Raw genomic sequence first — 25334 nt, forward strand, 5'->3', positions numbered from 1 at the left:
TACTGCCCGGATGAGCACGTCCCCCGTCCGCCGCGCCGCCGTCCTGGGTTCCCCGATCGCCCATTCGCTGTCCCCGGCGCTGCACAACGCCGCCTACACCGCACTCGGGCTGGCCGGCTGGCACTACGACCGGTACGAGGTCGACGAGGCGGGCCTGGCCGGGTTCGTCGCCGGGCTCGGCCCGGAGTGGGCCGGACTGTCGCTGACGATGCCGCTCAAGCGGGTGCTGCTCGACGTCGCCGACCACGTCGCGCCGGGGGCGGCCGCGATCGGCGCCGGCAACACCCTGGTCTTCGAGGGCACCGGCGCGACGGCGCACAACACCGACGTCACCGGGATCGCGCGCTCGCTGCGCGCCGCGGGTGCCGGCGGCGGGCGCGCCGTCGTGCTCGGGGCGGGCGGGACCGCGCAGGCCGCCGTCGCCGCGCTGCACGACATGGAGGTCGACGCCGTCGACGTGCTGGTCCGCGACGCCGGGCGGGCCTCCGCGCTGCGCGGGACCGCCGAGCGGCTCGGCACCGAGGTGACGGTGCACGCGGTGCTGACCGATCCCCCCGCCGCGGCGCGGCTGCTCGAGGGCGCCGACGCGGTCGTCTCCACGCTCCCGGCGGGGGCGGCCGACGCCCTGGCCGGCGCCCGCTGGCGGCCGGGGACCGTGCTGCTCGACGCGGTCTACGCGCCGTGGCCGACGGTCGTCGCGGGCGGCGCGGCGGCGGCCGGCGCGCGGATCGTCTCCGGTCTGGAGATGCTGCTGCAGCAGGCGGTCGCGCAGGTCGAGCTCATGACCGGGCGCCCCGGCCCGGAGGCCGCCATGCGCGAGGCCCTCGACGCGGCCGTGCTCGCCCGCAGCTGAGGCCCCCGGTCCGACGGCCGCACCCGCGCCCCGCTCCGCCAACCGGGCGCCCGACGACGCTCGGCGAGCGGAGCGCCGCGGGCGCGACGACCATGGTGGTCGTGGAGGAGACGACGGGGGCCGACGACGGGGACCAGGGCAGCGACCACTCCCGGGACCGGCACCGGCGGAAGGGCCGTCCGGTCGACACCGAGCTGGAGTCGGCGATCACCGGGCTCCTCGACCGGCGCAGGAGCGGGGCGACGATCTGCCCGTCCGAGACGGCCCGCGCCGTCGACCCCGACGGCTGGCGCGACCTCATGGAACCGGCGCGGACGGCCGCGCACCGTCTCGTCGACGCCGGGCGGGTGGAGATCCTGCAGTCCGGCCGGGTGGTGGACCCGTCGATGGCGAAGGGCCCGATCCGGATCCGCCGGGTGCCGGACCGAGCGGCCCGCCCGGCCGAGCGGCGCGCCGGACCGAGCGGCCCGCCCGACCGAGCAGACCGCCGGCCGAGCGCCGGGCCGGCTGACGGCGTGCCAGGCTGACCCCCGTGCCCCGCGACACCTACACCCACGGTCATCCGGGCGTCGTCGTCCGGTCGCACGCGGCCCGCACCGCGCAGGACTCGTGCGCCTACCTGCTGGACCGGCTCGCGCCCGGCACCAGCCTGCTCGACGTCGGTTGCGGCCCCGGCAGCATCACCGCCGACCTCGCCGAGCGGGTCGCGCCCGGCCGGGTGCGCGGCGTCGAGGTGGTGCCCGGCCCCCTGGAGCAGGCCCGCGCCGGTGCCGCCGCCCGCGGCCTGGACGTGGAGTTCGCCGTCGACGACGGCTACGCCCTGTCCGACCCGGACGACACCTGGGACGTCGTGCACGCCCACCAGGTGCTCCAGCACGTGTCCGACCCGGTCGCGGTGCTGCGGGAGATGGGCCGGGTCGCCCGCCCCGGCGGACTGGTCGCCGCCCGCGACGCCGACTACGCCGGGTTCCACTGGTGGCCGCACGACCCGCGCCTGGACCGCTGGCTGGAGCTGTACCGGGCCGTCGCCCGCGGCAACGACGCCGAGCCCGACGCCGGACGGCGGCTGCTCGGCTGGGCGCACGCGGCCGGGTTCAGCGAGGTGACACCGTCGGCGTCGGTCTGGTGCCACGCGACCCCGCGGGCCCGCGCCGCCTGGGGCGGGATGTGGGCCGACCGCATCCACACCGGGGTCGGCCGGATGGCCGTCGACCGCGGGCTGGCCGAGGAGCCCGAGCTGGCGGACATCTCGGCGGCGTGGCGGGAGTGGGCCGCGCACCCGGACGGCTGGCTGGTGATCCCGCACGGCGAGATCCTCGCCCGGGTGCCCGGCTGAGCGGGGCCGGCCGGGCGGCCGACGGGGTTCAGTCGCGTTCAGTCGCGCCGGTGCAGCGCGACGACGTAGTCGCCCCCCGACCACGGCTCGCGGTCCCAGGTGGCCCAGCGCGCGACCGGCACGAGCCCGGCGGCGGCGCACCACGCGTCGTGGTCGTCGGGGGTCGGCCAGCCCGGCTGCGTCGCGAACCCGGCGAGCAGCAGCCCGCCGGCGCGCAGGTGCGCCGCGCACCCGGCGACCACTCCGGCACGGTCGCTCGCGTATGGGATCACGTTGCCCGCGAGCACCACCAGCGCGAACCGGTCCGGCAGGTCGAGGCGCTCCAGACCGGTGGCGACCCAGCGCAGCGCGGGCGCCTTGGCCCGGGCCGCGGCGATCATGTCCGGGTCGGGGTCGACGCCGGTGACGGCGATCCCGCGCCGGTCCAGCTCGATCGCGACGCGGCCGGTGCCGCAGCCGCCGTCGAGCACGGGGCCGTCGCCGCACAGCGCGGTGACCAGATCGGCCTCGCCGTGCGGGTTCTCCCCCGCCGCGGCCATCGCCGCCCACTTCCGGTCGTAGTCGGTGAGGTCGACGCGGTCCTTCCAGGAGTCCCAGTCGTCGGGCAGGTTCCCGGGGTCGAGCGTGCGGTCGTCGGACACCCCGACAGGCTAGACGGGGACGCCGGCGGCGAGCCGCCGCCGCAGCCACCGGCCCAGTCCGCGGCGGCGGTGCAGCGGGTGCACCACCACGACGGTCTCGGCACCGGTGTCCGGCGCGGTGAGCCGCGCAGCGACGGCGACGAGGTCTCCCGCCCGCGAGCGCAGCAGCAGGCAGCGCCCGCTGGGTGGCAGCAGCACCGAGCGCAGGTCGGCGTCGGTCCAGCTGGTCCCGGCCTCCGGCGACCCCGCGACGCAGGTGCGCAGCAGCGTCGCGAGCTCGGCGGTCTCGGCACCGGTCGCCGGGGTCGCGGTGAGCGCGTCACCGTCGTCGAGGAGCAGCTCACCGACCGGGCCCGCCGCGCCCGCGCGCAGGAACGCCTCGGCCCGGGCCCGCTCGGTGACGGTGAACGGCGCCCAGCCCCGGCGCGCGACGAGCGGGGTGCCGTCCGGACCGGTCAGCTCCAGCACGTGGGTTCCGGTCGCCGGGCCGGCGACGACGTCGTCGGCGTGCAGCAGGGCGGCGAGGGCCTCGCGCAGCCCGTCCGGGGTGCGGGACGCCGCGACGAGGTCGCGCGCCCGGGTGGGGGTGTCGACGAGCTCGTGCGGGTCGGCCGGGGTGACCCGCACCGTGTCCGGGGCGGAGCCGCGCAGCCGTCGCCGGATCACCCGGGAGAGCCGCTCGGCGGTGACCGGGCCGCCGACCAGCATCTCGTCGACCACCGACCCCGCGTCCTGGGCGTGCACCGACAGGGACAGGATGTTGCCGCCGACCTCGGCGACGGCCGCGGTGAGCCGCGCCAGCGCCCCGGACTCGTCGGGCAGCCGGACCCGGACCTTGTGCAGCTCCGGTGCCCCGACCACCCGCAGCACCGTCGGCTCCGGCAGCGCCGGGGCCTCCGACGGCACCGGGGGCTCCGACGGCGCCGCGACGGCGGGGCGCCCCTCGACGAGCGTCTGCCCCGGCCCGTCGGCGTCACGACCGACCGCGCGCAGCGCGGCCCACACCGTCACCTGGTTCGCGGTGAGGACGGGCTTGCCGAGCTCGCGTTCGAGGCCGGCGACGGCGTCGTAGGTGGCGAGGTTGGTGCACGAGACGAACACCGCCTGCGCGTCGGGGTGGTCGGCGGCACGCACGGCGGCGGCGACGTCGTCGGCGCGGACCTGCCAGATCCCGCCGAGCAGGCCCAGGCCGTGCCGGGCGACGGTGGCGACGCCGTGCTCGGCGAGGAAACCGGCGAGCAGGTCGGTGAGGTCGTCGACGTAGGGCGTGGCGACGGCGAGCCGGGTCACGCCCAGCTCGGCGCAGGCCGTGACGAGCGCTCCGGCCGTGGTGACCGCCGCCGGGGCGCCCGCGTCGAGGACCGCGGCACGCAGTGCCCGCTCCCCCGCGGCGCCGTCGACGAAGCTGCCCGAGGTGCACGAGTACGCGACGACGCCGGGCCCGGGTGTCAGCACCTCGCGCACCGCGGTCCGCACCATGGCCGGGTCCGAGATCAGCCGGGCCTGTCCGGCGTCGGCCGGGGTCTCGACGAACGGGGTGCGCGTGAGGTGCAGCGTCGCCCCCTCGGGGACCCAGCGCCACATCTCGTGGTCCAGCGCGAAGTCGTAGGGCACGACCACCCCGACGCCGCACCGCGGCGTCCCCTGCTGCTGCTCGTCCATGCCGGCCTCCACGCCGATGACGATCGCCGTCGTGGGTTGCGGCGGCGGGTCACCTGTGTTTCACGATGATGAGGACGCCGCCGGAGGCCGTGCGTTCCGTCCCGCCGTGGGCGGTGTGGAGGTCGTGCCCAGTTCTCGGATGTCCTGCGCGCAGGATGGCAGCGCCGCGGACGCGGTCACAAGCGTGCGCGGCGACCGTCGGCGCCGACCGGTGTCGGCACGTCGCCGAGCGCGGTGCCCGACCGGGAGCGTGCGCCGTGCCGCCGTGCCGCAGCGCCGCCATGCCGCAGCGCCGTCGTGCCGTCAGGCCGTCGGCCGGCCGCGCGGGTCGGACTCGGGACGCGTGGCGACCGCCCGCAGGAACGCCTCGGCCCTGGCGACCTCGGTCACGGTGAACGGCGCCGCCCGGCGGGCGACGATCCGGGTGCCGTCGGCGGCGCGCAGCTCGATGTCGTGCTCGTCGCGGGCCCCGGGGTCGTCCGGGCCCGGGGTGCGGACCGACGCGGCGCCGAGCAGCGCCGCGACGCCGTCGGCCGCCGTCCGGCCCGCCGCGACCAGGTCGAGCGCCCGGGTCGGCGGGTCGACCAGGTCGTGCGGGTCGGCCGGCAGCACCATGACCCCGCCGCCGGTGACCGCGTCGCAGATCGCGACCGACAGCTCCCCGACGCTGCACGGCCCCGACACCAGCAGCTCGTCGACGACCGAGTGGGCATCCTGGCCGTGCACCGACAGGGCGAGGATGTTGCAGTCCACCGCGGCCAGGGCCGCGGTGAGGCGGGCCAGGGCGCCCGGTTCGTCGGGCAGCCGCACCCGTACCCGGTAGAGGCCGTTCACGGTCCCGGCATCGGTGCTCATCCCCACCAGCGTCCGTCACCGATGTTGCGAACCCGTGTCGGCGCGATGTCGGCCGGGTCGCGACGGCGCTCGCGCGGGTCAGCCGCAGACCGCCCCGTCGGCCGCCGAGGAGACGAGCTTCGCGTACTTGCCGAGCACCCCGCGCCGGTTCGTCGGCTCGGGGCACGTCCACCCCGCGCGACGCCGCTCCAGCTCGGCGGGCTCGACGCCGATGTCGATCGTGCGGGCCTTCATGTCCAGGGTGATCGTGTCCCCGTCGTGGACCAGCGCGATCGGTCCGCCGTCGGCGGCCTCGGGCGCGACGTGCCCGACGCACAGCCCGGTCGTCGCCCCGGAGAAGCGGCCGTCGGTGACCAGCAGGACCTCCTTGCCGAGGCCAGCGCCCTTGATCCGCCCGGTGACGGCCAGCATCTCCCGCATCCCGGGTCCGCCGCGGGGGCCCTCGTAGCGGATCAGGACGATCGTGCCGGGCCCGATCTCCCCGGCGTCGACGGCGTCGAGCGCGCCCTGCTCGCCGTCGAAGACGCGGGCGGTGCCGGTGAAGGTGGTGGCGTCGAACCCGGCGGACTTGACCACCGCGCCGTCGGGGGCGAGCGAGCCGCGCAGGATCGTGAGCCCGCCGGTGGGGTGGATCGGGTTCGCGAGGTCGTGGATGACCGAGCCGTCGAGGCCGGGCGGGTCGAGCTCGGCGAGGTTCTCCGCGACCGTGCCGCCGGTGACGGTGCGGGCGTCGCCGTGGATGAGGCCGGCGTCGAGCAGGGCCTTCATCACCACCGGCACGCCTCCGACCTGGTCGACGGCGTACATCAGGTGCCGCCCGAACGGCTTGACGTCGGCCAGGTGCGGAATCCGGTCGCCGACGGTGTTGAAGTCGTCCAGGGTCAGCGGCACCTCGGCCTCGCGGGCGATGGCGAGCAGGTGCAGCACCGCGTTGGTGGACCCGCCGAAGGCCATGACGACGGCGATCGCGTTCTCGAAGGCCTCGCGGGTCAGGATCGACCGCGCGGTCAGCCCCTTCGCGATCATCCCGACCGCGGCCTCGCCGGAGGCCCTGGCGACGCCGTCGCGGCGCCGGTCCACCGCGGGCGGGCTGGCCGAGCCGGGCAGCGCCATCCCGAGCGCCTCGGCCGCCGCGGCCATCGTGTTCGCGGTGTAGAAGCCGCCGCACGCCCCCTCCCCCGGGCACATCGCGCGTTCCAGGGTGTCGAGCTCGTCGGGGGTGATCAGGCCGCGGGCGCAGGCGCCGATGCCCTCGAAGGCGTCACCGATGTTGACCTCCCGGTCGCCGACCCGGCCCGGCATGATCGATCCGGCGTAGACGAACACCCCGGCGAGGTCCAGCCGGGCCGCGGCCATCAGCATCCCGGGCAGCGACTTGTCGCAGCCCGCCAGGAGCACCGTCCCGTCGAGCCGCTCGGCCTCGACGACGGTCTCCACCGAGTCGGCGATGATCTCCCGGCTCACCAGCGAGTAGTGCATGCCCCGGTGTCCCATGGAGATGGCGTCGGAGACCGAGATCGTGCCGAACTCCAGCGGGTAGCCACCCGCGGTGTGCACGCCCTCCTTCGCCGCGGTCGCGAGCCGTTGCAGCGACAGGTTGCACGGGGTGATCTCGTTCCAGGACGAGGCGATGCCGATCTGGGGCTTGGCGAAGTCGTCGTCGCGCATGCCGACCGCGCGCAGCATGCTGCGGGCGGCGGTGGCACCGATGCCGTCGGTGACCTGGTGGCTGCGGGGCTTGCGGGAACTGGTGGTGGTCATGCGCGCTCCTCGGCCGGACTCCGGTGGTCGGGACGGGCCGATCCTCCCGCAGATCGCCGGTGCAGGCCCGGCGGCATCGCCTTCCACGGGGGGCGACTCCGGGTCCGCGGGCTGCCTGACGATGCGGGACCAGGACGCGACGGTCTTCCTCGGCACGCTCCGCCACGGTGGCCGGGCCGAGGCGGCTGGCCCTCCCCCACCGACGACAGGGGCCCCGCGCGGATCGCGCGGGGCCCCTGTCGTGTGTACCGGGTCTAGCGGGCGCCGGCGTTGTCCCGGTCGCGACGTACGTTGGCCTTGCGGCCCTTCAGCGTCGTCGCACCGCGCAGCGAGCGCAGCACGTCGTCCGCGGCGTGCTCGGGCACCTCGACCAGCGAGTGGCGCTCGTGGATCTGGATGGCGCCGATGTCGCGGCCGGACAGCCGGGACTCGTTCGCCAGCGCACCCACGATGTCCTGCGGGCGCACACCCGAGGCACGGCCCGCCGAGACGAACAGGCGGGTCGCACCGGCCTTCGGCGGACGGGCACCCTGACCGCGGGCACCGGTCGGACGACCGTCGCGGTCGCGGCGCGGGCCACGGTCACCGGGGCCGCTGTCGCGGCCACCGCGCGAGCGGACCTGCGGGATCTCGATCTCGTCGTCCGGCACCGAGTTGCCGGCGCGGGCGATCCGGATCGCCGCGGCGGCGATCGAGGCGAGGTCGTGGTCGCGGGCCAGCTCGACGACGAGCTGCTCCACACCGTCCTGCGGCGGGGTGTCGGCGTCCTGACCGGCCTGCTCGCGCAGGGCCAGCGCGGTGCGGGCGAGCCGCACGGTGCGCAGGTCCTCCGGCGAGGGCACCGGCGCGCTGGGCACCGACGCGCCGATGAGGCGCTCGATGTTGCGCAGGTGACGCACCGACCCCGGGGTGACCAGGGTGATCGCGACGCCCTCTCGGCCCGCGCGGCCGACCCGGCCGATGCGGTGCACGTAGGACTCCGGCGACGACGGGACGTCGTGGTTGACCACGTGGGTCAGCGAGTCGATGTCGAGACCACGGGCCGCGACGTCGGTGGCGACCAGCAGCTCGGTGCGGCCGGCGCGCAGGCGCTCGACGACCCGGGTGCGGTGCTCCTGGTCCATGCCGCCGTGCAGCGCCTCGGCGCGCAGCCCGCGCGCGGTCAGCGTCTCGGTGACGGCGTCGACGTCGGCGCGGGTGCGGCAGAACACGATCGCCGCGGTCGGCTGCTCCATCTCGAGCACCCGGCCCAGCGCGACGGTGACGTGGCTGCGCGGCACGTGGTAGGCGGTCTGGCGGACCCGCGGGGCCTCGCCCTCGGGCGTGGCCTCCTTCTTGATCCGGATGTCGGCCGGGTCGCTCAGGTGGGTCCGCGCGAGGCTCTGGATGCGGCCCGGCATGGTCGCGGAGAACAGCACGGTCTGGCGGCCCCGCGGCGTGGCGCCGAGGATCGTCTCGATGTCCTCGACGAAACCCATGTCGAGCATCTCGTCGGCCTCGTCCAGGACGGCGACCTCGATCGCGTCCAGCGCGAGCGCACCGCGGTTGACCAGGTCGATCGCCCGGCCCGGGGTGGCGACGACGATGTCGACGCCGCGACGGAGCTGGCCCAGCTGCGGGCCGATGGGCGCGCCGCCGTAGACGCAGGCGACCGAGGCACCGAGCGCGGCGCCGTACTTGGAGACCGCGTCGCCGACCTGCATGGCCAGCTCACGGGTCGGGGCGAGCACCAGGCCGAAGGGCTTGGCGCCGCGGGAGCGGGAGGTGCGGCCGTCGGCGAGGCGCTGCAGCATCGGCAGCGAGAACGCGGCGGTCTTGCCGGTACCGGTGGCGGCCTGGCCCAGCAGGTCGCGCCCGGCGATGAGCGGGCCGATCGCGGCGGCCTGGATCGGGCTCGGCGAGGCGTAGCCCAGCTTCTCGAGGGTGTCGAGCAGCTGGGGCGCGAGGCCCAGGTCGGCGAAGGTCGGGCCGGCGGGGGTGTCGTCGACGGGCTCGTCGGTACGGTCCTCGGTGCGCTCGTCCTCGGCGACCTCGTCCGAGGAGGTGTGCTCCTCGACGGCGGTCGCATCGGGGGTGGCGGCGACCTCGGTGTCGAGCTCGGCGGTGTCGGTGTCCGTCATGGCGGCGGAAGTGGTGATCTCGTCTCCGGAGTCGTTCAGGTCGGGGTGCTGGTCCAGCAGAATGGTCACTCGGTCCTCAAATGGCGTGCGCAGGGGGTGCGCTGTGTCGTCGGGCGGCTCTCGCCCGCTCTCCCAGCCCGCCAGGCCCGCGTGCGGCATCTCGATCCAGATGATGTGCCGGTGAACCCAGACCTCCGGGGCTCGCGGCCGTGCGTCATCGCCTACGGCCGTCGATCGACCAGTGTGCCATGTCCCGACGCGACGCGTGCGCCGGGTCCGGGTGACCGACGCCACCGATGCCCCTGGTCACGCCCCCCCCCGGCGCGGCCACGGCGAGATCACCCACCCTGGTCGGGTGACGGCATTCCTCTCCGGCGCGGCGACCCGGCGCCCGGCGAACCTGCGCGATCTCGGCGGTCTCCGCACGACGGACGGCTACCGGGTACGGCGCGGGGTGCTCTATCGGTCCGACGCCCCCCGCCCCGGCGACCCCCACGACGCCCGGTCCCTCGACCTGCCCGACGGCTCCCCGTGGCCGCCGCGGACCGTCGTCGACCTGCGCTCGGCGGCGGAGACGCGCGAGCCGCACCCGCTCGCCGACGTCGCCGACGTCCGGCCGGTCCCGCTCGGCTCGTCGCTGACCCCGGAGCGGGTCGCGACGGCCGCCGCCGGCCAGGACGGGCTCGGATGGGCCTACCGGCTACTGGCGTCGGAGGCAGGCGCCGAGCTGGCCGGGATCGTGCGGACCGTCGCCGACGCGCCCGCCCCCGTCCTCGTGCACTGCGCCGCGGGCAAGGACCGCACCGGGATCGTGGTCGGGGTGCTGCTGGCCGTGCTGGACGTCCCGCGCGCGACGATCGTCGCGGACTACCTGCGCACCAACGAGGTCCTGCCGACCCTGTGGGACCGGCTGCGCGCCTGGGGGCAGCCCGAGCCCGACCACGAGGCGCTGCTCGGGGTGGACGCCGCCGACCTGGAGGCCGTGCTCGACGACCTCGACGCCCACCCCGGCGGACCGGCGGGCCGGCTGCGCAGCTGGGGCGTGACCGACGACGACCTGCGCCGCCTCGCCGAGCGGCTGCTGGAGCCGGACCTCCCCCGCTGACCCCGCCCACACCCCTCTCCTACGAACGGGCCCCCGTACGCACGGTGCGTACGGGGGCCCGTTCGTGCGAGGGCTCGGGGTCAGGACTTCCCGAAACCCGCCTTGCGCAGGGCCTCGGCCATCGCGTCGTTGGCGGGACCGCGGTCCTGGCGACCGCCGGAGCCGCCGCGACCGCCCTGCCCGGCGGAGCCACCACGGCCGGCGCCCTGGCCACCACGCCCGCCGTCGCGGCCACCCCGGCCACGGTCACCGCCGCCCTGACCGCGCCCGGCACCCTGGCCGCGTCCGCCGCCCTGGCCACCGCCCGGACCGCGCCCGCCGCCGTCGCGGCCACGGCCGCCCTGGCCGGCCCCCTGGCCACCGCCCTGACCCTGGCCGGGCCCGGGGGACCGGCCGCCGCGCTCGCCCGCGCCGGGCTCGTCGTCCAGCCGCAGGGTCAGCGAGATCCGCTTGCGGGCCTCGTCGACCTCCAGGACCTTCACCTTGACCACGTCACCGGACTTGGCGACGTCGCGCGGGTCGGACACGAAGTCCTTGCTCATCGCGCTCACGTGCACGAGGCCGTCCTGGTGCACGCCGACATCGACGAACGCGCCGAACGCGGCGACGTTGGTGACGACGCCCTCCAGCAGCATCCCCGGCCGCAGGTCGGAGATCTTGTGGACGCCCTCGGCGAAGGTCGCGGTGCGGAACGCCGGGCGCGGGTCCCGGCCGGGCTTCTCCAGCTCGGCCAGGATGTCGGTGACGGTCGGGAGCCCGACGGTGTCGTCGACGTAGTCCTTGGGCTTGATCTGGTGCAGCCGCGCGGCGTTGCCCATCAGGGCGGAGACGTCCAGCGAGGTGCGCTCCACCATCTTGCGCACCACCGGGTAGGACTCGGGGTGCACGCCGGTGACGTCGAGCGGCTCGTCGCCGCCGCGGATCCGGAGGAAGCCCGCGCACTGCTCGAACGCCTTGGGCCCGAGCCGCGCGACGCCGGTCAGCGCGGTCCGGTTCCGGAACGGGCCGTTCTCGTCGCGGTGGGCGACGATCGCGGCGGCGAGGGACTCGGAGATGCCCGAGACCCGGCGCAGCAGCGGCGCGGACGCGGAGTTCACGTCCACCCCGACGGCGTTCACACAGTCCTCGACGACCGCGTCGAGCGACCGCGACAGCGACGACTCGGGCAGGTCGTGCTGGTACTGGCCGACCCCGATCGACTTCGGGTCGATCTTGACCAGCTCGGCGAGCGGGTCCTGCAGGCGCCGCGCGATGGAGACCGCGCCGCGCAGCGAGACGTCCATGTCGGGCAGCTCGGCCGAGGCGTAGGCCGACGCCGAGTACACCGACGCGCCGGCCTCGGACACCATCACCTTGGTCAGCTTCAGGCCCGGGTTGGCCGCGATCAGCTCACCGGCCAGCGCGTCGGTCTCGCGCGAGGCGGTGCCGTTGCCGATCGCGATCAGCTCGACCGCGTGCTTCGCGCACAGCGCCGCCAGGGTCTTCAGGGCCCCGGCGCGGTCCTTGCGGGGCTCGTGCGGGTAGATCACCGCGGTGTCGACGACCTTGCCGGTGGCGTCGACGACGGCGACCTTGACCCCGGTGCGCAGGCCCGGGTCGAGGCCCAGGGTCGCGCGGGTGCCCGCGGGGGCGGCGAGGAGGAGGTCGCGCAGGTTCGCCGCGAACACCCCGATCGCGCCCTCCTCGGCGGCGGTGCGCAGCCGGACCCTGATGTCGATGCCGAGCGCGGTGAGCAGCCGGGTCCGCCACGCCCACCGGACGACGCCGAGCAGCCAGGCGTCGCCGGGACGGCCACGGTCGGCGATGCCGTACTCGGCGGCGATCAGCGCCTCGTAGGGGTTCGGCTCGTCGTCGGCGACGCCGGCGTCGAGGGTGACGTCGAGCGCCTCCTCGGACTCGCCGCGGAAGGCCGCGAGGATCCGGTGCGACGGCAGCGTCGTGAACTTCTCGGCGAAGGCGAAGTAGTCCGAGAACTTCGCCGCGGCCGGGTCGTTCTCCTTGCCCTCGCGGACCGTGGTGACCAGCCTGCCGTGGCTCCACATCCGCTCGCGCAGGCCACCGACGAGGTCGGCGTTCTCCCCGATCCGCTCGACCAGGATCGACCGGGCGCCCTCCAGCGCGGCGCCGGCGTCGGCGACCTCGTCGGTCACGTAGCCCGAGGCGGTCTCGTGCGGGTCGAGCGTCGGGTCGGCGAGCAGCGCGTCGGCCAGCGGCTCCAGACCCTGCTCTCGGGCGATCATCGCCTTGGTGCGGCGCTTGGGCTTGTAGGGCAGGTAGATGTCCTCGAGCCGGGCCTTGGACTCGGCGGCGAGGATGGTGGCCTCGAGGGCCTCGTCGAGCTTGCCCTGCGAGCGGATGGAGTCGAGGACGACGGTGCGCCGCTCCTCCAGCTCCCGCAGGTAGCGCAGCCGCTCCTCCAGGGTGCGGAGCTGGGCGTCGTCGAGTCCGCCGGTCGCCTCCTTGCGGTACCGCGCGACGAACGGGACCGTCGAGCCCTCGTCCAGCAGGGCCACCGCGGCCCCGACCTGGTCCGGCCGGGCGCCGAGTTCGTCGGCGATGCGTTGGTTGATCGAGCGGTGCTGCTGGATGTCCGGGGGTGCCGTGCCTGTCACCGCCCCATCGTCGCGAACGGTGTCGCGGGCGCCACCGCCGGGTGGGGGTCGGGCCCGCGCCCGTCCGGACGGGTGCCTCCGGGACCGCGGACAAGTGTCCGACATCCGATGGAGAACCCGGTGGGTGAGCGCCCGCTCACCCGTGCCAGACTTCCGTCGTGACCCGCTGTGGATCATGGCCCGCCCGCGGGCCCGGGTCCCGTCACCTCGTCCCCGACCGCTCCCCCAGGTCCCGGAGGTTCCCGTGAGATCGCTCGATCCAGTGCTGTCCGTGCTCGTCGCAGTGGTCGTCGCAGTGGCCATCGGCGTGGTCGCAGCCGGGGCGGGTGCGGGGGTCGCGTCCGCGTCCACCTGTGACGACGCCTGCCGGGTCGACGGGGCCCGCGCCTACGTGGCCGCGCTCGTCGACCACGACCCCTCCGCGGTGCCGTTCCACCCGGCCGCGACCCGGGTCGAGGCGGGGCTGCCGACCGGGTTCTCCGGCGACCAGTTGCGCGCCGACCTTCGGTACGGCCCGCAGTACCGGATCATCCGCGGCGTCTCCGACGAGACCTACCGCGTGCGCGAGGACGGCGTCGTGGTCGCGGACTTCACCCTGTCCGTCGGGGTGGGCCCGGTCGGCCTCACGACCGCGCGGGTGCACGAGACCTTCCGCTACGAGAGCGGCCTGATCCGCGAGATCGTCGCCGACATCCGGATCGGGGGCTGACCGGCATGCGGGTGACCAGCCGCCGGGGTTTCCTGACCGGTGCCGCGCTCGGCGCCGCCGCGCTGGGCGCCGCCGGGACCGCGAACGCCGCGCCCGCCCTGCTGCGCCGGGACGTGACCGCGATGTCCGCTCCGGCCGTCGTCGTCGGGAGCGGGCTCGGCGGGTCGATCGCCGCGGCCCGGCTCGCCGAGGCGGGCGTGCGCACCCTGGTCCTCGAACGCGGCCGCCGCTGGACCACCCCGGCCGCCGACACGTTCCCGCCGTTCCTGCGCCCGGACCGTCGCTCGTCGTGGCTGACGCCCGCGCCGGTGTTCCCCGGCCAGCCACCGACGCTGTACAAGCCCTACACCGGGCTGTTCGAGAAGGTGTCCGGGCGCGGGATGAGCGTGCTCTGCGGGGCCGGGGTGGGCGGATCGACCCTGGTCTACGCCGGGGTCTGGATCCGGCCGGACGCGGCGGTGTTCTCCGCGGCGATCCCCGGCATCGACCACGACGAGCTCGCCGCGGTCCACTACCCGCGCGCGGCCGCCCGGGTCGGGGTCTCGCCGATCCCCGACGACGTCCTGGCCCACCCCGCGCACGTCGGCACCCGGCTGTTCCTGGAGCAGGCCCGCCGCGCGGGGCTGACGGCCCAGCTGCTGCCCAACGCCACCGACTGGGACGTCGTGCGCGCCGAGTTCGCCGGGCGCGCGACCCCGTCGATGTCGGTCGGCGAGTACTTCTCCGGGGTCAACTCCGGGGCGCGGCTGTCGTCGGACAAGAACTACCTGCGCGACGCCGAGGCCTCCGGTCTGGTCACCGTCGCCCCGCTGCACCGGGTCACCGACCTGCACGCGCTCGGCGGCGGCCGCTACCGGCTCGACGTCGAGCGGATCGACACCGACGGCGTCGTGCAGGAGCAGATCGCGCTCACCACCGGCGCGGTGTTCCTCGCCGCCGGGTCGACCGGCACCTCCCGGCTGCTCGTACGGGCCCGCGACACCGGGACGCTGCCCGACCTCACCGCCGACGCCGGCCGGTTCTGGGGCAACAACGGCGACCGCATCCAGCTGCGCGTCGGTGTCCCCGAGCCCGCGGGCGGACCGCAAGCCGGACCGATGGCGGCCGGCATCCGCCCGCCCACCGACGACCGCGCCGAGGCCGTCACGCTCACCTACGGTCCCGCGCCGCTGCCGTTCGACATCCGGGCGATGTCGCTGCCCGGGTTCGGGGCCTGCGACCCGGTGGGCGAGTTCCGTTTCGACACCGCCACCGGCGAGGCCGTCCTGCACTGGCCCACCGACGGCGACGCCGACGCCCAGCGCACCGTCCGCGACCTCACCCAGCGGTTGATCGCGCCCGACGCCCCGCTCGGCGTCGGGCTGGGCCGGACCGTGTCCGGCCTGGCCGCGCAGTTGCCGGCGGGCCCGTCCGGGCTGGTCGCCCGCGCCGCGGACGCCCCGACCGGGGTGCTCGACCTGGGCACCCTGGACCCGGTGACGTGGCACCCGCTGGGCGGCGCGGTACTGGGCCGGGTGACCGACGACCGCGGGCGTGTCACCGGGCACCCGGGGCTGCACGTCGTCGACGGGGCGCTGGTGCCGGGGTCGACCGGCAGCACCAACCCGTCCTGGACGATCGCCGCGATCGTGGAGCGGGCAATGGACGGGATCCTGCGCGACGGCCTCTGACCGCCGCGCCGTGGCGACCCGCCGCCGTCCGTGGCACCCCGGGCACGGGGCGCCACGCGAGATCAGCGGGTGCCGCGGTCCGCGGTCACCAGGTCACCGGTCACCAGGTCACCGGCAGCGACCGCACGCCGCCGGTGACCTGCTCGGCCCGCACCTCCAGATCCTCCGGGGCGACGGCGAGGCGCAGCCCGGGCAGCCGCCGGAACAGCCGCGCGAACACCGTCGCGAGCTCGGTGCGCGCCAGGCTCGCGCCGATGCAGAAGTGGCCGCCGTAGCCGAAGGACACGTGCGGGTTGGGCTGGCGGGTCGGGTCGAAGGCGTCGGCGTCGGCGAAGACCTCGGCGTCCCGGTTGGCCGAGGCGGTCGCGATCATGACGGCGTCGCCGCGGCGGATCGTGACGTCGCCGACCTCGATGTCGGTGTGGGCGTAGCGCAGCAGGGCGAGCCCACCCGGCGAGGACAGCCGCAGGACCTCCTCGACGGTGCCGTGCAGCCGCCCGTCGATGTCGGCGACGAAGGCGTCGCGGCGGGCGGGGTCGGTCAGGAGCAGGAGGACGCCGAGGTCGATCCGCCCGACGGTCGTCTCGTGCCCGGCGAACAGCAACGCGGCGGCGAGCCGGGTCATCTCCTCCTCGCCGAAGTCCGGGTCCTGCTCGCGGGCGCGGACGAGGTCGGTGACGACGTCCTCCCCCGGCTGCGCACGCTTGGCATCCGCCAGGCGGCCCAGGTAGGCGCGGAACTCCCCCATCGCGACGTCGGCGTCGCCACCGGAGCGGATCGTGGCGACCCGCTCGGACAGCCCGTGGAAGTAGCCGCGATCGGCGAACGGCACCCCGAGCAGCTCGCAGATGACCAGCACCGGCAGGGGGAACGCGAGGTGGGCGTGCAGGTCGGCGACGCCGTCGGCCGCGTCCTCCTTCGCCGCGACGAGGTCGTCGAGACACCCGTCGACGAGCTCGCCGACGTGGTCGCCGAGCAGCCGCATCCGCTTGGCGGAGAACGCGGGCACCAGCAGCCTGCGCATCCGCTCGTGCTCGGCCTTCTCCCGCTCGAAGGCACCGCTGGGCCCGCCCAGGATCGCGGCCTCCGACACCCGGGCGGCGTTCTCCGGCTCGGGGTGCGAGCGCCCGAGCCGCGGGTCGGCGAACAGGGCACGGGCCTCGGCGTGCCGGGTGACCAGCCAGGCCGGGTCACCGACCGGGGTGCGCACCGGGACGACCGGTCCCTCGCGGCGCAGCACGGCGTAGAGCGGGGCGACGTCGATGATGTTCGGACGGTCGAACGGCAGCTGCGGGGCCTCGGTGGTCGTCACGGTGACACTCCCTCGTGCGCACGGTCTGCGAGCACGTAATGGTAGCCGACTATCGTTTCACGGTGCAAGACGATCTCCGACCGACGCGCGGCCACCGGCCCGCACGACGATGCTGGGGAGATGGCGACAGTCGGACGCACGACCCGTGGGGCGCCGACCGTCCCGGCGCCCCCGGCGCTCCTGACCACGGCGCTCCTGACCACGGTGCTCCTGACCACGGTGCTCCTGACCACCGTGCTCCTGGTGGTGGGCTGTGCTGCCCCGCCTGCCGACACACCGGCGGCGCCGGGGCGGGCGGGCACCCCGGTGCGTTTCGCCGAGCCGCTGCCGCCGCCGGCCGAGCCGGGCGTCGCGCCCCCGGTGACCGGCACCCCGCCCGGGCGGATCGTCGCGGTCGGGGCGGTCCCGGAGGGCATCGTCGCCGACGGGCCGACGCGGCGCGTCGCGGTCGGGGTGCGCCGGCCCGACCGGCTCGTGCTGCTCGACGCCGACACCGCCACCGTCGCCGGGCGGGTGCCACTGCCGGGCGTGCTGCGTCACCTGCAGCTCGCCGGGCCGGGCGGGCCGGTGCTGGTCCCGAGCGAGAGCGCGAACGGCCTGCTGCGTGTCTCGCTCCCGGACGGCCGGGTGTCCTCCGAGGTCATGACCGGCCCGATGGCCCACGACGCGACCGAGACCGCGGCCGGGACCGTGTTCGTCGCCAACGAGGCGGGCGGCAGCGTGTCCGTGGTCCGCGGGGACCGGGTGGTGCGACAGCTGACCGACGTCACCCAGCCCGCCGGGCTCGCCCCGGCCGGGGACCGGGTGGGACTCGTCGACGTCCGCGAGAACACCCTCACCATCTACGACGCCGCGACCGGCGACGGAATCCGCGAGCTCCCGGCCGGGGACGGCCCGACCCACCTGGTCGCCGACCGGCACGGCCGCCTGATCGCGACCGACACCCGGGGCGGGCACCTGATCGTCGTCGACCCGGCCGGCACCCCGGCCGAGGTCGGACGGGTGGACCTGCCCGGGGAGCCCTACGGCATCGCCTACGACCCGGTCCGCGACCGCGTGTGGGTCACCGCCACCGGGGCGAACCTGCTCGTCGGCTACGACATGACCGAGCCGACGCCGCGGGAGGTCGCCCGGATCCCCACCGTGCGCCAGCCGAACACGGTCGCCGTCGACCCGGACACCGGGCGGCTGTTCGTCACCGGCACCGCCGACGGCGTCGTCCAGGTCGTCGACGGGCCCGCCTCGTAGCCCGACGCGACGAGCGCCGGACGGCACGGGCGGGACCCGCTCTCCCCTCGATCATCGACGGCCTGTCGGTGCCGCTCGCCCGGTCGCGATCAGGGCTGTGGGGCGAAGTGGGTCCGCACCGCGTGCCCGAACCACTGGTCACGGAACGCGGCGGCAGCCCGGCTCGCCGACGCCTTCGGAACGAGCACGTCGAAGCCGTGGTAGGCGCCGGCGAACTCACGGAACTCCACCGGGACGCCTGCCGCACGCAGGTTGTCCACGTAGTGGACGGTCTCGTCCCGGAACGGGTCGAGACTGCCCACGAAGGTCATCGTCGGGGGGAGCCCGGCGTGGTCCGTCGCCCGTGCCGGAGCGGCGTACGCCGGAACATCCGCGGCCCCGAACAGGTCGCCGAGGTACAACCGCCACGCCGACCGGTTGGTCACGGAGTCCCAGACCGGCGCGTCGTTGTCCCGCCCGGACTCGGTCTCTCCGCGATCGTCGATCATGGGGTACAGCGGCATCTGGAAGGCGACGGCGACCTCGCCCTCGTCGCGTGCGTAGAGCGTCGTCGCCGCGGTCAGCCCGCCGCCCGCGCTGCCGCCCGCGACCGCGATCTGGTCGGGCCGCACGCCGAGTCGGACGGCGTTGTCCTTCAGCCAGACCAGCGCCGCGTACGAATCGTCGAGCGCAGCCGGGTACGGCGCCTCCGGGCTGAGGCGGTAGTCCGGTGAGACGACGACGGCGCCGCTCCCCGCGATCAGGGGCCGGAAGGAGGACGCCTCGAACTCGGGGGCTCCCGTGGCGTACCCGCCGCCGTGGAGCCAGAGCAGTCCGGGAGCATCGGGCCGGGCGTCCCGCGCCCGGTAGACCAGGATGCGCAGCCGCGACCCGTCCGGCCGCCGGATCCACTCCTCGCTGCGGACCAGACCGGCGGGCACCCGTCTGCGCAGCAGCCGGTCGACGGGCCCGGGGAGGGCGCTCGATCGGCGCAGCTGCTCCTCGGTCCGCGCGGACCGGATCCTGCGGATCAGCGTTCCGCGGCGCCGCAGCTCCGGGTCGATCTGCGAAGGGTGTACGGGCATGGCGGCCCTCCTCGTGGGGTCCGTCGCGTGGCTCTCGTCGTGAGACCGTGGCCCACCATAAGCAGTGGAGCCCTCCGTTTAGCTCTCACGGTCCGGGGCCCCGGGCTGGTCACCTCGCCCGTCCGGCGGCCGATGTCGTCAGCCTGCTCGCGACCAGCACACTCGGGGAGACACCCGGTCACTCGCGACGCAGGAAGAACAGGAACGGCTGGGGCAGGCCGCGCATGTCCATGGCGCCGAGCACGGTGTCGTCGTCGACGCGACGGAAGACGTCGTGGATCGGGAGGTCGTCGTAGCACATGGTGGCGCTGGCGACCCCGCGGTACTCGGTGGTGCGCAACCGTGCCTTCGGGGCCCGGGTGGCGAGCGCGGGGCCCGCGGTGCGGGCGATCCGCGCGAGGGTCGCGTTGCGCAGCGCGGCCGGGTAGCGCAGCAGCGCGGGCAGCGGGACCAGGGCGGGGTTGAGGGAGAACCGGCCGCCGCGGGGGTGGTCCATGACGAGCGGGTGGACGTCGTCGACGCCGTCGAACCGCTTGCCGTGCCAGCCGAAGCGGCCCAGCAGCCCGTCCATCGGGTTGCCGGTGGGGATCTCACCGCCCGACCAGTCACCCAGCATCTCCTCGACCCCGACGGCGGGCAGCGCGTCGAAGAAGCCGAGGCCCTCCTCCAGGGTGGCGCCGTGCGCGAGGTGTCGGAGCGTGTCGGCCGGTGCGGTGCTGGTCATCGCGAGCTCTCCATCGAAACGTCGGCGTGTCGATCAACGGTACAACCCGCACCTCGCTCCGCCCCTGCTCGCGGGGTACCGGGCTACCGGGGTCAGCTCAGGGCGGAGCCCTTCGTCTCCGGCAGGGTCAGCACCGCGACGAAGGAGATCACCGCCCCGACGGCGACGTAGACGAAGAACAGGATCGCCAGGTCCGCCTCCTGCAGCGAGGCGATGACCAGCGGCGCCGTCCCGCCGAACACGGCGACGGTCAGGTTGTACCAGGCGCCGATGCCCAGGGCGCGGACCGTCGTCGGGAACAGCTCGCTCATGATCGCCGGCGCGACCGAGGTCATCGCTGTGTAGAGCCCCAGCCCGACGGTGAACACGACGAACATGTTCCAGAAGCCGGGCCCGATGAGGAACGACAGCGGGACGACGAGCAGCGCGGTGGCCGCGGACCAGACGAGCATCTGGGGTCGGCGGCCCCAGCGGTCGGCGGCGGCCCCCATCGGGTACTGCAGGAGGACGAAGATCGCCGTGGCGATCGAGAGCGCGAGGAACACCTCGGTCGCGTCCGCGCCGCGGGAGCGGGTGGCGAACGGCGTCAGTGCGGAGAAGAACGTGTAGTAGCAGAGGGTGTGCAGGATGGTGAAGCCGACGAGCTGCGCCACCGCCTTCGGGTGCTCGCGCAGGGTCAGTAGGAGCGGGTTGCGGATCCGGGCCGCCGACTCCTTGTTGTCCTCGAACTGCTCGGTCTCGCTCATCTGACGGCGCATCCAGAGCCCGATGATGCCGAGCACCCCGCCGAGCAGGAACGGGATCCGCCAGCCCCAGGCGGCGAGCTGGTCGTCGGTCAGCGTCGCCGCCAGCACGAAACCGGTGAGCGAGGCGAACAGCACCGCGGTGCCGGTGGAGATGTAGAAGAACGACGAGTAGCGCCCGCGCCGCTCACGGGGGGCGATCTCGGCGAGGTAGGCCGACGCGTTGGAGACCTCCCCGCCCAGCGACATGCCCTGCGCGATGCGGGCCAGCAGCAGCAGGACCGGGGCGAACCAGCCGATCATCGAGAACGTCGGCAGCAGGCCGATCACGAACGAGCCGCCCGCCATCAGCAGGATCGTCACCAGCATCGCGGTCCGGCGCCCCTTGAGGTCGGCGAACCGGCCCAGCAGCAGACCGCCCAGCGGCCGGAAGAAGAAGGCGAGCGCGTAGGTCGCCAGCGTCGAGATGAGGGCTAGCGCCGCGTTCTCGGGCGGGAAGATCTGCGTCGCGAAATAGATCGAGAACGTCGCGTAGATCGTCCAGTCGTACCACTCGACCGCGTTGCCGATGGACGCCGCGACGAGCGTCCGGACCGGAAGGCGGTGACGCTCCGTCGTTCCGGTGCTGGCTGGCTGGGACACGGTTCCCCCTGACGTGTCGGCCGAACGGTCGGCGAACCGTATCCGGTGCGGCCCGACACATCGACCGGACCGATCGGGAGAGGAACGGACCGAGTATCGCTGCCGCGCGCCGGGCACCCCATCATCACTTCTCGGTAGACCGGGCCGGGCGGTCCGGTGCCGCCCCACGACCCCGGAGGATCCCCGCGATGCCACTGTCCACCGCCACCGACGGCTTCCGGCTGGCCTACGACCGCCACGGCGAGCCCGGTGCGCCTCCGGTCCTGCTGCTGCACGGCTGGCCGGGCGACCGGACGGACATGGCCGCCGTCGCCGCACGGCTGGCCCCGGCGCACGAGGTGGTCGTCCCCGACCTGCGCGGGTTCGGCGCGTCCGAGAAGCACGACCGCGACCCGGCCGAGCAGTACTCGGCGGCCGCGCAGGCACGCTCGCTGACCGCGCTGCTGGACGAGCTGGGCCTGTCCGGGGTGGTCGTCGCGGGCTACGACGTCGGCAGCCGGGTCGGCCAGCAGATCGCCGCGGACCGGCCCGACCTGCTGCGCGCGCTCGTCGTCACCCCGCCGGCGCCCGGTGTCGGCAGGCGGATCCTGGGAGAGGACCCGGTGCGCGAGTTCTGGTACCAGTCCTTCCACCAGCTCGACCTGGCCCGCGAGCTCGTCGACGGCGACACCCGTGCCGCCCGCGCGTACCTGCGCCACTTCTGGTCGCACTGGTCCGGGCCCGGGTTCACCCCCGACGACGAACGCCTCGACCACCTCGCCGCCGTCTACGGGGCGCCGGGCGCGTTCGTCGCGTCGATCAACTGGTACCGCTCCGGCGGCGGCGCGGTGGCCCGCTCGCTGGCCGAGACCGCGCCCGACCCGGCCGACCGGGTCACCGTCCCGACGACGTTCCTGTGGCCCGAGCACGACCCGCTGTTCCCGCGCGACTGGTCCGACCGGCTCCCGGAGTTCTTCACCGAGGTGACCGTCACCCCCGTCGACGGCGTCGGGCACTTCGTCCCGGTCGAGGCACCGCAGGTGTTCGCCGACGCGGTGGCCGCGGCGGCCGCGCCGCCGCGGACGGTGCGCTGATGGGGACCCCGCGGGTGCGCGACGACGGCCCCGTCCGGACCGTCACCCTGGACCGCCCCGACGCCGCGAACGCCCTGCACCTCGTCGACGTCGACGCGGTCGCCGCGGCCGTCACCGACCTCCCGGACCGGGTGCGGGTCGTCGTGGTCACCGGTGCCGGGGACCGGGCCTTCGGCGCCGGGATGCACCTCGACGTCTTCCGCGACGCCGACCCCGGCGACGGTCGCGCGATCATCACCCGGCTCGCGGCCTGCCTGCGTGTGGTGCGCACCGCGCCGGTCCCGACCATCGCCCGGCTGAACGGCGCCTGCCTGGGTGCCGCGTTCGAGCTGGCCATGGCCTGCGACCTTCGCGTCGCCCACACCGGGGTGCGGGTGGGGCTGCCCGAGGTGCGCCTCGGGATCCCCTCGGTGGTCGACGCGGCGCTGCTGCCCCGCTACGTCGGCGCCGCGCTCGCCCAGGAGATGGTCCTGACCGGCAGCGTGCACCGGGTCGACGAACCCGGGACGGCCCCGCTGGTGAACCGGCTCGTCGACTCCCCCGCCGGGCTCGACGCCGCCGTCGACGAGCTGGTCGCGGCCCTGCTCGCCCCGACCCGCGAGGTCCTGGCGGCGCAGAAGGAGCTGCTCGAGACCTGGCGCGAGCAGGGCATCACCGGATCGGTGGAGGCCAGCGTCGACACCTTCGCGGAGGTGTTCGCGCTGCCCGCGACCCGCGCCGCGATCGCGCGGTACCGGCCGTAGGGTCGCCGCCATGGCCGTCACGACCAAGATCGCCGACCTGACCGGGCCCGGGCACACCGACCGGTTCGGGATCGGCGGCACCGACCTCGGCATCCTCGCCACCGCGCCGGACGGGCGCCTGGTCGCCGTCTTCGGCGACACCTTCGAGCGGGCCGGCGTCGGTGGGCCCGGCTGGCGCTCCCCGGTCGTGGTGTTCGCCGACCCGGACGGGTTCCGGACCGGCCTGCGCTGGACCGGTTCCGGTGGCGACACCGCGGACTACGCCTGCCGGCTCGTCAGCAAGCCGGCGACGAACTGGTTCCGGCTGCACCGCCGCGTCACCACGATCCTGCCCGCCGACGTCATCACCGTCGGCGACACGATGTACCTGCACGTCATGGCCAACAAGGGCCTCGGCAACGTGCTGTGGAGCGAGATCATCGCCTCCCGCGACAACGGCGTCACCTGGGAGCGCACCGGCTGCGACTGGCCCGGCGACCACCACGACGGCCTGTTCCAGCAGCTGACCTGGTGCGACGGCGACGACGGGTACGTCTACGCCTACACCACCGGCTTCCAGCGCCGCGACGGTCTGCTGCTGCACCGGGTGCCCGCCGACCGGATCACCGACCGCGACGCGTGGGAGCCGTGGGGCTTCGCCGGGGAGCGCTGGGACTGGGGCAACCCGCCGACGCTGACGCTGCCGGGTGCCTTCGGCGAGCTCAACCTGCGCCGGGTCCCGGGCCCGGACGGGCGCGAGCACCTGCTGCTCACCGTCTTCGACGCCGGGAACTACCGGATCGACACGCTGCTGCTCGATCGGCCGAACGCCGACCTGCACCGTGCCCCGCGGACCACCGTGCTCACCGGCTGCGGCTGGGACGACGAGGACCACGCCACCGGCCGCGTCGCGCAGCTCTACGGCGGCTACGTCGTCCCCGGCTCGACGCTCGACGACCTGCACCTCGTCGTCAGCCAGTGGAACACCACCACCCACTGGCCGTACCGCGCGATGCAGTTCCGGACGGACGTCACGGAGCTGCTGCGGACGGAGCAGTCCGAGGTCCGGGCGTCATGAGAAGTGGGTAACGGGGAGCTGGTCCTGCAGGCCCGCCTCGACGACATCGACGCTCCCGCCGCCGTCCGGCGGCTGCGCCGGGTCGTGCCGCGGCTGCTGACCGGGTTCCCCGGTGTCGTCGTCGCGGCCGCCCCCGGGCCCGCACTCCGGCCGAGGAGGCCGTGGCGGTGCCCCGGGGTCAGCCGGGTTCCTGCCCGCCGGGCGGCAGGAGGCTGAGGTACCAGCGGCCCGCCTCCTCGGTGACCGACAGCGTCACCAGCACCGGACCCGAGCGGATCTCGACCCGGTCCGCTCCGGTGGGCAGCACGACGGGTGACCCGGCCGCCTGCAGGCGTTCGACGTAGTCGTCGGCGAAACCCCGGTCCGGGGCGTCGAGCAGCAGCTCGTGCAGCCGGGCACCGCCGTCGGGGCTCCGCAGCGCGGCGCCGGCCCGGTCGTGGAGCGCAGCGGGGTCGTCGGCGCCGCGCTCGCCGGCCGCCGCGATCAGCGCGACCGTCCCGACGATCCACACTCCGACGAACGCGACGGCGATCCACCCCAGCAGGGTGCGGGTGCGCGCAGGACGTCTCATCAGGGCGACAACTGTGTCATACCGGACACCCTCGCACCGGACACCTGTCGGCCGCCGCACACCGGTCGCCGTTCACCGGGTCGTGCCGATGCTCGCCCGAACCCCGCGGGTACCCCGCTCGTAGATCCGGGTGGAGGTGGTCGACGGTGGCCCGATGGTGGCGACCCGTGCTGCTGGTGACGCTGGTGATCGCGGGCTCCGCGGTCCTGCTGGTCACCGGCTGGCCGACGGTCGAGGGCGTCCGTGCGACGACGGCGGCCGCGGGCTGGGCGGCGCCGGTCCTGTTCACGCTGCTGTTCGTCGGGTTCACCCTGGTCCCGGCGCCCGCGACCGTGATGGGCATCGCCGACGGCGTCCTGTTCGGCCTGCCCGTCGGCCTGGCGACGACGATGACCGCGGTCGCCGTCGGCTCGCTGATCGGCTTCGTGCTGTCGCGGACGCTGGGCCGCGAGGTCGTCGCCGGGATCGGCAGCGCCCGCATCCACCGTCTCGACGCGCGGCTGCGCCGGGGCGGGCTGTGGGCCGTCGCCGGGGGCAGGCTTCTGCCGGTCATCCCGTTCCCGGTGCTCAGCTACGCCTGCGGGCTGACCGCGATCCGGCTGCGCGACTACCTCGCCGGGTCCGTGCTGGGCGTGCTGCCCTCGGCCGTGGCGTTCGTGACCATCGGCGCCTATGGCGGGGACCCGGGCTCGGTGCCGTTCCTCGTCGCGGTCGCCGGGCTGGTGGTGCTGACCGTCGCGGCGCTGGTGGCGTCCCGGACACGGCGGCGGGCCGGGCGGACTGCCCGGCGGACGGAGACGGCACCGGTGCCGCCGGCCCCGGTGGCCTGACCC

The 25334-nt window shown here is 75.3% G+C and carries 23 protein-coding genes; 12 read left to right on the forward strand and 11 right to left on the reverse strand.

Features of this window, described 5'->3' with window-relative positions; translation table 11 throughout:
* Window positions 1-10: 10 nt before the first annotated feature.
* From Ae717Ps2_RS14720 to Ae717Ps2_RS14730, 3 genes are all read left to right on the forward strand, one after another.
* Window positions 11-853, forward strand: coding sequence for a shikimate dehydrogenase (locus tag Ae717Ps2_RS14720; protein WP_075306765.1), 843 nt, complete (start codon window positions 11-13; stop codon window positions 851-853).
* Between the two features lie 101 nt (window positions 854-954).
* Window positions 955-1380 carry a DUF3253 domain-containing protein gene (locus Ae717Ps2_RS35190; protein WP_233147564.1) on the forward strand — a complete coding sequence of 142 codons (426 nt, stop codon included), beginning with the start codon at window positions 955-957 and terminating at the stop codon, window positions 1378-1380.
* Between the two features lie 5 nt (window positions 1381-1385).
* Window positions 1386-2189 (forward strand): methyltransferase domain-containing protein, encoded by an 804-nt coding sequence (locus Ae717Ps2_RS14730; RefSeq protein ID WP_083695852.1) that lies wholly within the window; start codon window positions 1386-1388, stop codon window positions 2187-2189.
* Window positions 2190-2227: 38 nt separating this feature from the next.
* Here the strand turns inward: Ae717Ps2_RS14730 and Ae717Ps2_RS14735 are convergent, their stop codons facing one another.
* From Ae717Ps2_RS14735 to Ae717Ps2_RS14755, 5 genes are all read right to left on the reverse strand, one after another.
* Entirely contained in the window at window positions 2228-2830 is a 603-nt protein-coding gene (locus Ae717Ps2_RS14735; protein WP_233147565.1) for a bifunctional 2-polyprenyl-6-hydroxyphenol methylase/3-demethylubiquinol 3-O-methyltransferase UbiG, read from the reverse strand.
* 9 nt (window positions 2831-2839) lie between these two features.
* Window positions 2840-4492, reverse strand: coding sequence for a hypothetical protein (locus tag Ae717Ps2_RS40350; RefSeq protein ID WP_198932184.1), 1653 nt, complete (start codon window positions 4490-4492; stop codon window positions 2840-2842).
* A gap of 303 nt (window positions 4493-4795) precedes the next feature.
* Window positions 4796-5347: an ACT domain-containing protein gene (locus Ae717Ps2_RS14745; protein WP_075306768.1), complete on the reverse strand. Its 552-nt coding sequence runs from the start codon at window positions 5345-5347 to the stop codon at window positions 4796-4798.
* Window positions 5348-5425: 78 nt separating this feature from the next.
* A complete protein-coding gene (ilvD, locus tag Ae717Ps2_RS14750; protein WP_075306769.1) occupies window positions 5426-7108 on the reverse strand; it encodes a dihydroxy-acid dehydratase in 1683 nt (560 codons plus the stop codon).
* Window positions 7109-7362: 254 nt separating this feature from the next.
* Window positions 7363-9297: a DEAD/DEAH box helicase gene (locus tag Ae717Ps2_RS14755; protein WP_233147566.1), complete on the reverse strand. Its 1935-nt coding sequence runs from the start codon at window positions 9295-9297 to the stop codon at window positions 7363-7365.
* Window positions 9298-9583: 286 nt separating this feature from the next.
* Here Ae717Ps2_RS14755 and Ae717Ps2_RS14760 point away from each other — a divergent pair, with 286 nt between their 5' ends.
* Complete coding sequence (locus tag Ae717Ps2_RS14760) at window positions 9584-10333, forward strand: tyrosine-protein phosphatase (protein WP_158071496.1); 750 nt, start codon at window positions 9584-9586, stop codon at window positions 10331-10333.
* 80 nt (window positions 10334-10413) lie between these two features.
* On the opposite strand, the gene Ae717Ps2_RS14765 is transcribed toward Ae717Ps2_RS14760, so the two are convergent.
* Entirely contained in the window at window positions 10414-12945 is a 2532-nt protein-coding gene (locus Ae717Ps2_RS14765) for a Tex family protein (protein WP_075306771.1), read from the reverse strand.
* A gap of 271 nt (window positions 12946-13216) precedes the next feature.
* Between Ae717Ps2_RS14765 and Ae717Ps2_RS14770 the strand changes: the two genes are divergently transcribed.
* Entirely contained in the window at window positions 13217-13654 is a 438-nt protein-coding gene (locus Ae717Ps2_RS14770; RefSeq protein ID WP_198932185.1) for a hypothetical protein, read from the forward strand.
* 11 nt (window positions 13655-13665) lie between these two features.
* Complete coding sequence (locus Ae717Ps2_RS14775; protein ID WP_158071497.1) at window positions 13666-15324, forward strand: GMC oxidoreductase; 1659 nt, start codon at window positions 13666-13668, stop codon at window positions 15322-15324.
* Between the two features lie 100 nt (window positions 15325-15424).
* Here the strand turns inward: Ae717Ps2_RS14775 and Ae717Ps2_RS14780 are convergent, their stop codons facing one another.
* Complete coding sequence (locus Ae717Ps2_RS14780) at window positions 15425-16636, reverse strand: cytochrome P450 (RefSeq protein ID WP_075333508.1); 1212 nt, start codon at window positions 16634-16636, stop codon at window positions 15425-15427.
* A 120-nt stretch (window positions 16637-16756) separates the two neighbouring features.
* On the opposite strand from Ae717Ps2_RS14780, the gene Ae717Ps2_RS14785 reads away from it, so the two are divergent.
* Complete coding sequence (locus Ae717Ps2_RS14785) at window positions 16757-17884, forward strand: YncE family protein (RefSeq protein ID WP_075333509.1); 1128 nt, start codon at window positions 16757-16759, stop codon at window positions 17882-17884.
* An 89-nt stretch (window positions 17885-17973) separates the two neighbouring features.
* Here Ae717Ps2_RS14785 and Ae717Ps2_RS14790 read toward each other — a convergent pair whose 3' ends face one another.
* From Ae717Ps2_RS14790 to Ae717Ps2_RS14800, 3 genes are all read right to left on the reverse strand, one after another.
* Window positions 17974-18948, reverse strand: coding sequence for an alpha/beta hydrolase (locus Ae717Ps2_RS14790; RefSeq protein ID WP_075306774.1), 975 nt, complete (start codon window positions 18946-18948; stop codon window positions 17974-17976).
* Window positions 18949-19126: 178 nt separating this feature from the next.
* A complete protein-coding gene (locus Ae717Ps2_RS14795) occupies window positions 19127-19672 on the reverse strand; it encodes a DUF4334 domain-containing protein (RefSeq protein ID WP_060712062.1) in 546 nt (181 codons plus the stop codon).
* Between the two features lie 92 nt (window positions 19673-19764).
* Window positions 19765-21057, reverse strand: coding sequence for an MFS transporter (locus Ae717Ps2_RS14800; RefSeq protein ID WP_075306775.1), 1293 nt, complete (start codon window positions 21055-21057; stop codon window positions 19765-19767).
* A 188-nt stretch (window positions 21058-21245) separates the two neighbouring features.
* Between Ae717Ps2_RS14800 and Ae717Ps2_RS14805 the strand changes: the two genes are divergently transcribed.
* From Ae717Ps2_RS14805 to Ae717Ps2_RS36140, 4 genes are read left to right on the forward strand one after another with little or no spacing between them, the layout of a single operon-like run.
* Window positions 21246-22130: an alpha/beta fold hydrolase gene (locus Ae717Ps2_RS14805; protein ID WP_075333510.1), complete on the forward strand. Its 885-nt coding sequence runs from the start codon at window positions 21246-21248 to the stop codon at window positions 22128-22130.
* Complete coding sequence (locus Ae717Ps2_RS14810; protein WP_075306777.1) at window positions 22130-22873, forward strand: enoyl-CoA hydratase/isomerase family protein; 744 nt, start codon at window positions 22130-22132, stop codon at window positions 22871-22873. The genes Ae717Ps2_RS14805 and Ae717Ps2_RS14810 overlap by 1 nt, the downstream gene beginning before the upstream one ends.
* A gap of 10 nt (window positions 22874-22883) precedes the next feature.
* Window positions 22884-23930: a DUF4185 domain-containing protein gene (locus tag Ae717Ps2_RS14815; RefSeq protein WP_075333511.1), complete on the forward strand. Its 1047-nt coding sequence runs from the start codon at window positions 22884-22886 to the stop codon at window positions 23928-23930.
* Window positions 23931-23933: 3 nt separating this feature from the next.
* Window positions 23934-24146, forward strand: a complete 213-nt coding sequence (locus tag Ae717Ps2_RS36140) for a hypothetical protein (protein WP_139318745.1) — start codon at window positions 23934-23936, stop codon at window positions 24144-24146.
* Here Ae717Ps2_RS36140 and Ae717Ps2_RS14820 read toward each other — a convergent pair.
* A complete protein-coding gene (locus Ae717Ps2_RS14820) occupies window positions 24109-24501 on the reverse strand; it encodes a hypothetical protein (RefSeq protein WP_075306779.1) in 393 nt (130 codons plus the stop codon). The genes Ae717Ps2_RS36140 and Ae717Ps2_RS14820 overlap by 38 nt on opposite strands.
* 146 nt (window positions 24502-24647) lie before the next feature.
* Here Ae717Ps2_RS14820 and Ae717Ps2_RS14825 point away from each other — a divergent pair, with 146 nt between their 5' ends.
* Entirely contained in the window at window positions 24648-25331 is a 684-nt protein-coding gene (locus tag Ae717Ps2_RS14825; RefSeq protein WP_143510390.1) for a TVP38/TMEM64 family protein, read from the forward strand.
* Window positions 25332-25334 lie beyond the last annotated feature (3 nt).

Origin of the sequence: Pseudonocardia sp. Ae717_Ps2 (assembly GCF_001932475.1) — a bacterium.
In the GTDB taxonomy this organism is placed as follows: domain Bacteria; phylum Actinomycetota; class Actinomycetes; order Mycobacteriales; family Pseudonocardiaceae; genus Pseudonocardia.